The sequence below is a fragment of the Gilliamella sp. X-57 genome (genome assembly GCF_057063565.1).
On record NZ_JBXSQI010000014.1, the window covers coordinates 76,992 to 86,130 of the forward strand.

Annotated in this window: 7 protein-coding genes; 2 read left to right on the forward strand and 5 right to left on the reverse strand. The window is 36.7% G+C overall.

Translation table 11 applies throughout. The features are described 5' to 3' along the window. Window positions 1-8: 8 nt before the first annotated feature. From ACYIAL_RS07970 to agaR, 5 genes are read right to left on the reverse strand one after another with little or no spacing between them, the layout of a single operon-like run. Window positions 9-905 carry a PTS system mannose/fructose/sorbose family transporter subunit IID gene (locus ACYIAL_RS07970; protein ID WP_160431693.1) on the reverse strand — a complete coding sequence of 299 codons (897 nt, stop codon included), beginning with the start codon at window positions 903-905 and terminating at the stop codon, window positions 9-11. Next, window positions 895-1,671, reverse strand: coding sequence for a PTS N-acetylgalactosamine transporter subunit IIC (gene agaW / locus ACYIAL_RS07975; RefSeq protein WP_483751374.1), 777 nt, complete (start codon window positions 1,669-1,671; stop codon window positions 895-897). Before agaW ends, ACYIAL_RS07970 begins: the two co-directional genes overlap by 11 nt. 15 nt (window positions 1,672-1,686) lie before the next feature. Further along, entirely contained in the window at window positions 1,687-2,175 is a 489-nt protein-coding gene (agaV, locus tag ACYIAL_RS07980; protein WP_483751375.1) for a PTS N-acetylgalactosamine transporter subunit IIB, read from the reverse strand. Between the two features lie 47 nt (window positions 2,176-2,222). Continuing rightward, on the reverse strand, window positions 2,223-3,389 hold the full coding sequence (locus ACYIAL_RS07985) for an SIS domain-containing protein (protein WP_483751376.1): 1,167 nt from the start codon (window positions 3,387-3,389) through the stop codon (window positions 2,223-2,225). Between the two features lie 49 nt (window positions 3,390-3,438). Continuing rightward, window positions 3,439-4,221, reverse strand: coding sequence for a transcriptional repressor AgaR (gene agaR, locus ACYIAL_RS07990; protein ID WP_483751377.1), 783 nt, complete (start codon window positions 4,219-4,221; stop codon window positions 3,439-3,441). Between the two features lie 986 nt (window positions 4,222-5,207). On the opposite strand from agaR, the gene ACYIAL_RS07995 reads away from it, so the two are divergent. Together ACYIAL_RS07995 and ACYIAL_RS08000 are read left to right on the forward strand one after the other, a co-directional pair. Beyond that, a complete protein-coding gene (locus ACYIAL_RS07995) occupies window positions 5,208-7,730 on the forward strand; it encodes a type VI secretion system Vgr family protein (protein WP_483751378.1) in 2,523 nt (840 codons plus the stop codon). A 3-nt stretch (window positions 7,731-7,733) separates the two neighbouring features. Then, window positions 7,734-8,942 (forward strand): T6SS effector phospholipase Tle3 domain-containing protein, encoded by a 1,209-nt coding sequence (locus ACYIAL_RS08000; RefSeq protein ID WP_483751379.1) that lies wholly within the window; start codon window positions 7,734-7,736, stop codon window positions 8,940-8,942. The last annotated feature ends 197 nt before the right edge of the window (window positions 8,943-9,139 follow it).

The window sequence follows — 9,139 nt, forward strand, 5'->3', positions numbered from 1 at the left end:
TTAGTCCTCTATAAAAATCCTATTAATTTACCTAAAATACCAATTACTACCGTTAAACCAATTAATTTGACTGGTGAAAAATTTCGTTTCATCAGGAAATAAACAATGAGTGTAAAACTTAGTGGTAGTAAATTAGGCATTAATTTATCAAGAACGTCGGCTTGTAAAGCAATGTGCGCTTGACCTGCATTGATTTCTAGCGGTGTTACTAAGTGTACATAAGAGGCAATTAAAGCCCCAATTACAGTCATACCGACAATCGATGCAGCGTGTGAGATACGTTTAGTGTGATTTTTCAATAAAGGTAAAGCACTGGTACCTGCACGATAACCATAATGAGCAAGCCCAAAACGCAAGCTGAAGTGTACTGCATTGAACATTAATAAAAAGATAATCGGGCCAAAAAAGCTACCTTCTAGGGCTAATGACGCACCAATGCCTGCACATATCGGTAATAAAGTAAGCCAAAATAACGCATCCCCTATACCACCTAAAGGCCCCATTAATGCAACTTTAACCGCTCGGATAGTTGAGATATTTTCTTTCCCTTTTTCCATAGCTAACACTAAACCCGATAAAAAAGTAACATCGAAGGGATGAACATTAATAAATTCCATATGCATATGCATGGCGTTTTTTAAATCATCTTTATTTTTATGAATTTTACGTAATGCTGGCAAAATGGTGAATAGCCAACCCCCTGCTTGCATACGTTCATAGTTAAATGAAGCTTGCAGTGCAAGTGAGCGAAACGCCATTCGGTTAATATCACCTGTGGTTAAAGTGACATCTTGACTTTGGTCACAATAAGTATCTGTTAATACTTTACTCGTCGCTAATGCTTGTTCCATGCGTTTTTCGGCTTTTGCTGCCATTTTTGTTTCATTATCATTATTAAATTCCATCTTCCACCTCCATTGAACTTGCTGGTTTATCACTGTTGCTGTTGTCTCGGCTATAATTAAAGAAATCAATCATTGCAATGGCTAATGCACCTAATGCAATAGCTAAAATTGGTAATTTAAGGTATGTCACTCCAAGAAAACCAAGTATAAAATAAGCAATATAAGTTTTTTTCATCATTATTTTCATTAACATAGCAAAACCAATGGCAGGCATCATTCCTCCTGCAACGCTAAGCCCATCAAGTAACCATTGAGGTGATTTTTGGACTAATTCTGTTGCTGTATTTGCACCCAAATAGATAGGTAAAAATGCAACGATAAAATAGAAACCAAATAAAATAATCATGCCAAGATAGTTAATCCATTCAATGCCTTTAAAATTGAGTTGATCAATATAGCGATCGCATTTGTGCATCATTGAGGAGTAGATAGTAAATAAAATAGTAATGCAGCCTTGTACAGCAATAGCAAATGGTACAGCAATACCGATTGCAACTTTAGGATCAGCGTGAGTTAAAATCGCAAAAGTTGTACCAATCACCCCGCCAATAACAACATTTGGTGGTTGAGCACCTGCTAATGGCACCATGCCCATCCATACTAATTCTAGTGAACCGCCAACATATAAACCTGTGGTGACATCACCTAAAATTAAACCAACTAAAGGACCAATTACAACTGGTCTGTGTAAGTGCGTAAGTCCATCAAATAGGTCTACACCAGCAATACCTGCTAGTAGTCCAATTAATAATGCATCCATTAACATTGCAATTTCTCCTTGTTAAGATAAATTGAGTAAACCTGCTATATTTTCACCTGCTTCGTCAGGTACTCGGCGAACTTCGCAGGTTACACCTAACCGATTCAGTTCTTTAAATGCCATAACGTCATCATCATCAACTGATACAGTTTTATGTATTTGCTTTTTGCCTTCTGAAAAGTGCATATTGCCGATATTGACAAATTTGATTGGTACACCACCTTTTACTAACGTTAAAACATCTTGTGGTGTTTTACATACAATAAATATTTTTTGACGTTCAGCAGCTTTACCAATAATGTCGATGGTTTTTTGTAAGGTAAAGTAACGGGTTTGAATGCCTTCTGAGATAACCATATCCATTAAGTTTTGTTGTACAGGATCTTGCGCTGCACTATCATTGGCTACTAATAGCAAATTAGCGCCAAGTGCATTAACCCAAGTCACACCAACTTGACCGTGAACTAAACGGTTATCAACACGCGTCATAAGAATATTGGGTTTGCTCATATTGATTTGCTCCTTTTATTTGGTTTATTGATCTCAAAACTGTGTATTTACACTTTATTGAAAGGGTAAATTGTGACGCCTTTTACCACTCTATTGACTTCACCTGTTGGGCAGGGATTGTCTGGTGTTAAACCACAGCTTAGTGATTTTTCAAAAGCGAGCATTTGGGCAAAGATAAGATATGGGAAGATGAGCCAACAATCAGCAATGTCACTATCAACTGATAATATATGCTCATTATTGCTGTGTTGACCAGTTAACGCCAGCACATCCGAGGCAATGCGATCATCAATCAGCTCATTAAATAGATCGGTATCATATTTATGTACATATGCATTGTTAGAAAAAAAGCAAATAATTAAGCTTTGCTTATCTACCATAAATTTAGGACCATGGCGTAACCCTAATATTGAATCAAAACGACTGGCTATATTACCAGCAGTAAGTTCTAATATTTTTAAAGCTGATTCTTGTGCAATACCAGTAAAACAACTACTGCCAACATAAATAACACGTTTATGCAATTGGGTTGCTAGTTGCTTAGTTATTGTTTGCCATTCGATTAATTTTTTCTCGCTGATGTTAGCAATTTCCATTACGGCATCATGTGCTTGCTTATCTTCAAAATTACCTAAAATTAATAAAGTTGCCAGCATCATACTGCTAATACTTGAAGTCATCGCAAAGCTTAAATCATTTGTGCCTTCAGGCATAATTAATTCAAAAATACGTTCTTTATTATTTGTTTTAGATGCGTATTCGGTTAAGGCACTATTTGGATTACAAGTTAAAAAAAGATGATAACAGTCGGGTATTAATTGATTGGCAAGTTTAACTGTCGCAACGCTTTCGGGACTATTTCCTGAACGAGCAAACGATACAATTAAGGTTTTTTTATTGCTTCGTAGGTATTGTAATGGACTAGCCACAATCTCAGTTGTACCATATGCAAAAACATTGCGATGTGTCTGTTCACGAAGCCAAGGTGCAAGAGCAATCCCTCCAAAAGCTGATGATCCTGCGCCAGTTAAAATAATGTCTAAATTAGGATCGGCAAGTAGAGGTTGTAAAAATTGTTGTAATTCAGCTCTTTTTTGTGTAACTAGTTTGAGCACATTACGCCAAATTTGAGGTTGTTGGCAAATTTCTTTAGCGGTATGCTGTGCATTGCGTTGTGCTAACCAATCTAATGAATAATTTAAATATTGTTGCATAATATATATCCTGTTTATTGAATAATTGTATTGTTAAAAATAATGCTATTTATGGATCGGCAATAACAACATTGACGCCTAATTCATTTAATTTGGTTAAGTAATCTTCCTTGATATTTGAATCAGTTATCAGTGTATTTATAAGGTTAATTTTTTCTATCATGCAGAAACTTTTACGACCAAATTTTGTGGAATCGGTGACCGCAATGATTTGTCCAGATACTTGACACATTATTCGATTAACCGATGCTTCACCAAAATTTGGAGTAGTAATACCTGCGTTTAAATCAAAACCATCTACTCCTAAAAAAAGTTTATTAAAGTGATACATGTTTAACTGCTGTTCCACCGTAGGACCTGAAATTGAGTAAGCCTTTTTTCTAATATTTCCACCTGCAATAATGACTTCAATGTCAGAATTAATTGATAAGTCGTAGGCAATGTTGATAGCATTTGTAAAGACAATTAGGTTTTCTTTTTCGAGTAGGTATGGCACCATTGCCGAGGTGGTAGATCCAGAGTCAAGTATAATATGATCACCATCATTGACCATTTCAGCAGCTTTTTGTGCAATTTTATTTTTTATATCTGAATTTATACGGCTTTTATCAAATAGGGGTTTATCAAGTGCAAAAGCTTTATTGATCATTGCCCCACCATATGAACGTAATGCACATCCCTTTTTTTCTAAATATCGCAGGTCATTACGGATGGTGACAGTTGAGACTTTGAATAACTTACTCAAGTTATTTACTGTTACTGTATTTTCATTTTCTAACAAATGAATGATCTTTTCTCGGCGTTGTAGTGTATTGATGGATTCTTCATTCATAACATATCAATTATCTTTGTTTCGTTCTTTTACTAAATTTAAACATAGAGTAGACAATGAAAAATGTTAGATAAGTCACAAAACTGATTTAATAAAAAAAACGCAAAATCCTTTTTATTCGAAACAAAACGAAAGTAAGTTGAGATGTAATGAACAGTATTAAAAAACATAATAGTGCTGTTAATTATACAATTATAGGAAGGACTATCATGAACAATACGAAAGTTTTAAGTAAATTTAAAATAATAAGATTTCGTTTTGTGATGTGATGGTGATCACAAATTTCATTATTTAGGAGAAACATTTCTAGAAATTATAGTTTTTTTAATAAAAAACAGCTAGGAATGGCTTGCGTTGTTTAGTGTAATTTGCAAAACGATTGTAATGTATAGAAATAACGCTGTATCCCAAACAGGCGATATGACGCCTGTATTATAAATAAAAATCACTGCCACCGATTTAGCTAACTGCTTTATGAGCAGTCGTCCAGCCATTGATTGCACCAAAAGGCCTCATTAAACATTAAATAACCTGCCCCCATTGAATATAAAACACGGAAACAGATAGCGTCATTTTCTAGGTGAATTGTATGCACACTATCGGGTATTTACTCATCTGTTTACTTTTTAGGCGCTATTTTTTGTGAAAAATATTCAGGAGTCTATACCGTTTCGCGATAAATTAAGACTTCTTTTGTATCCCATTTAGTTATGATACTTGCCATAAGCTATATTTATTTTTCTTGTAAATAAATGGTGTATATCAATTTTTACCCCAAATTTTATATTTTTAACTAAAAGGGCTAATGCGTCATTTTAATACGACAAATTACCATTTAAATCTATTACTTAGTTGAGTAACTCATTCTATTAATGGCATAAAAAAGTTCTTGACTGTTCAAAAAAAATACGTATTTTAATGGTGTAGATTACCTTATGATTTATTTTAGATAACCAAGATTATAAATATAAAACAAGGACTAAGCTATGGGCATAATAGATCAGTTAGCCAGTCATCTTGATTCACTTGCCAAAACTACCCCAATGAATAGTTACTCGCTTTCGATAGATGGACTTGAGATGACAACAGATATTTCGGTCTTATCACTCGAAGGCAAAGAGCAGTTAAATCAACCTTGGCAATATTGCATTGATTTTACTAGCGCAAATCGTCAAATATCCATCGATTCAGTACTCAGCCAAACCGCATCGCTGACTTTTCATCCCAACCCCTTACCACTGACACTCACCCAAATAAGCTCACTGGATATTGAAGATAAACCCCGCACACTCTATGGGGTGATTACTGAATTTAGTTTTATCTCAATGAGTGAAGACCAAGCCCACTATCGGGTGGTGTTTGCATCTAAACTGGCATTGCTAGCTAACCATCATCAAAGTGCTGTTTTCCAAAATAGAAGCGTTGTTGAAGTCGTCGAAGAAGTGTTGCGTAATCACGGTTTTATCGGGATTGATTTTCGAATGGAGCTAAATGAAACTTACCCTGCTCGTGAGTTTATTACCCAATGGCAAGAAAGTGATTTAACCTTTATTCAGCGTTTATTAGCTGATGTTGGTATCTGGTTTTATTTTGAAACGCATCCAAAACATCGCTGTGATGTCATGGTCATGAGTGATTATGAACAAGGATTAAAAAAGGCGGGTAATATTGCAATTAAGCAGCCCAGTGGTTTAAATGATAGTCGCCGTCATAGCGTATGGGATTTGCAATTTAGTAGTAAAACTAAACCCAATCAGGTGCGTGTTAATGATTACAACTACCGCACGGCAAATAACAACCTTCACATCACCGACAATAGTCAACAAAAAGATATCACAACTCGTGGCGATGACTATCGTTATGAAGAGCATCATAAAACAGAGGGAGATATTCAAACTGTTGAAAGTGGTCAATGGTATGCCCACATCCGCCATCAACAACATATTACCGAACAATTAACCATTTATGGCAAATGTAATGATTACCAGTTAGCGCCGGGGCAACTGCTTATTATTGATAGCTGCCCAATTAACGATATCAAAGACGGCATTATCATTGTTGCAACTCATAGTCATGGTGACCGAACCGAATCATACCAAACCCACTTTACCGCCATACCGTTTAATGTACTTAAACCTTATCGTCCTGCGCCATTACCGTGGCCACAAGTGAGCGGTACACTACCGGCAAGAGTGACCAGTCCTAATCACGATACCTATGGCTATATTGACCCTCAGGGGCGCTATCGTATTAAGTTTAACTTTGATTTAAAAAACTGGAAAAAAGGCGAAGAAAGTTTATGGGTTAGGCTTGCCAAGCCTTATTCAGGAAATACTTATGGTTTTCATTTTCCCCTTATTGAGGGTACCGAAGTTGCCGTTGCCTTTACGAATGGCAATCCTGACCGCCCCTATATAGCTCATGCAATGCATGACAGTGCTCACCCAGACCATGTGTCTATCCGCAATAAACACCGCAATGTAATTCGAACACCCGCCAATAACAAATTGCGCATGGATGATAAGCGCGGGCAAGAGCATATCAAACTTGCCACCGAATACGGTAAAACACAACTCAATCTAGGGCATTTAGTTGATAATAAAAAAATCCAGCGAGGTGAAGGCTTTGAACTGCGCACCGATGAGTGGGGAGCAATCCGAGCGGGTAAAGGGGTTTATGTTACCACCACAGCGCAAGAAAAAGCCGCCGGTCAACAGCTTGAAATGCAAGATTCAATAAAACAAATCGAAAAATCTTTAAATATTTCTTATGCGCTAATTGAGTGTGGAAAATCAAGCGGTGCCGATCCTGCCGAAATCAGCCAACAACAAGCATTGCAATCAGCAACCAATCAATTACAGCAACCAACGGTTGTTATTCATGGTGATCAAGGCATAGCGCAAACTTCATCAAAAAGCATTCAAAGTGCAGCCAGTGAAAATATTATTGTTACTGCCGGTAAAAACGCTAGCATTAATATTTTCAAAAAGCTGTCAATGGCAGCCGGTGAAATGGTTTCTATTTTTGCGCATAAATTGGGGATTAAGCTCATTGCCGCATCGGGCAGGGTTGAAATTCAAGCGCAGTCAGATGAATTAGAACTCACTGCAGAAAAAAATATGTTTATAACCAGTAGTGACGGTAAAGTAACCATCAACGCTCAACAAGAGTTATTACTACTTAGTGGTGGCGCTGGCATTCGTATTAAAAATGGCACGATAGAGTTAATTGCGCCAACTAGCATCTTACAAAAAACAGCTTTACTTTCTTATTCTGGTGCCGAAAGTATTAAAGAAGTGACTCCTTCATTTAATAAAGGCGACTTTTCACGCAAGTTTAAATTGCATTTCAATGGTTCACCATCACAAGTATTAAAAAACCATCCATATCGAATTCATTTTAGCGATGGCAGTACACAAGACGGGGTGACTGATGAAAATGGTGAAACACAAATGTTACCAATGACAGAATTAGAACAACTGAAAATAGAAATATTAACCAAGGATTAACCGATGTCTAATACACATACTTCAAGTGATAGTATCACCGAGGTTGACGGTGTGATTGGTTTACCCGCAAACTCTACTGATGCCATGCTAACCCAAAATGTTTGCGTGCCTGCGCCATTGCCATGTATTGTGATTTTGATTCATGGCGTGAATGATGTTGGCGAAGCATTCCCCAATTTAGATAAAGGGATTTGTGAGGGATTAAATAAGCGCTTAGGGCGTTGTGATTTAAAGCCTAACAAGTGGCAATGGGCTAAAGTTGATGATGACGACTTTTCACCCAGAATGCAAATGTTAACTGAGTGGGAAGAAACAGCAAAAATTAAACCACCACTAAAACCTAAAGTAGAAAAACATAAAGGTAATTCGCCTGTTATTCCATTTTATTGGGGTTATAAACCGGTCGATGTTGATACTTACTATAGTGAACAAGAAGCCTATAAAGCCAGATTAGAAAAGGGCAAGCCAGATGAACTACCTTATGATGCCTATTGGATTGAACAAGAGACTAAAGAACTGGCTGAAATGTGTGGTTTTTCGAAATTAAATCATGATCATTTTGGTAATTGGATTGATTACCATTTTACTCGCAATGGGGGGCCTTTTTCGGATGCAACCACCTGCATCCCCGATATGTATGGTCCAGGGTTTACCTCGTTTACGAATTTAGTTGCCCGATTGGGATCGCAAAAAGGGGCTAAAGCTTATTACAACCCACATCGCATCTATATGGTGTTTGCCGCTCGTCGCTTAGCCGATTTAATTATTAAAATTAGAGAAGATAAAAAGTTGAAGGAAGCACCAATCAATATTGTGGCGCATAGTCAAGGGACAATTATTACCATGTTAGCTAATATGATGCTAGCTGAAGATGGTTATTTACCCGCTGATTGTGTGATTCTTGCACACTCACCGTATGCCTTTGATTACACTTTTTTAGAATCACAATCGAAAGAATCTGGCATGGGGGTGCAAACTAATAAAGCGCGTAAGCAAACCTTTATTAATTTTGTGCAAGCTATAAAAGATAAGCAAAAGTTAAGAATAAATAAATATGAAGATCCCGAAACGTTAATTGAAAAAGGGGTTGCCGCTAAAACTATTAAAGGCGGTATGCTCAATAGTTCAAAGCAGGATTATGATTTTACCAATCCGCTTTATTGTCGAAATAACTTTGGCAAAGTATATAACTACTTGGATCGGCTACACTAATTAGTACCAGTTTTATAAGGTCATTGTTATGATAAACTAAAAATAAGAGAAGGTAACAACAATGGCAATCGATTCATCACGAAGAGCAAAACGTAGCTTTACTAACGAGTTCAAAAAACAAATGGTCATGCTATATCAAAATGGTAAAAAACGTGCGGATATAGTCGCAGAGTATGACCTCACCAAATCAGCATTAG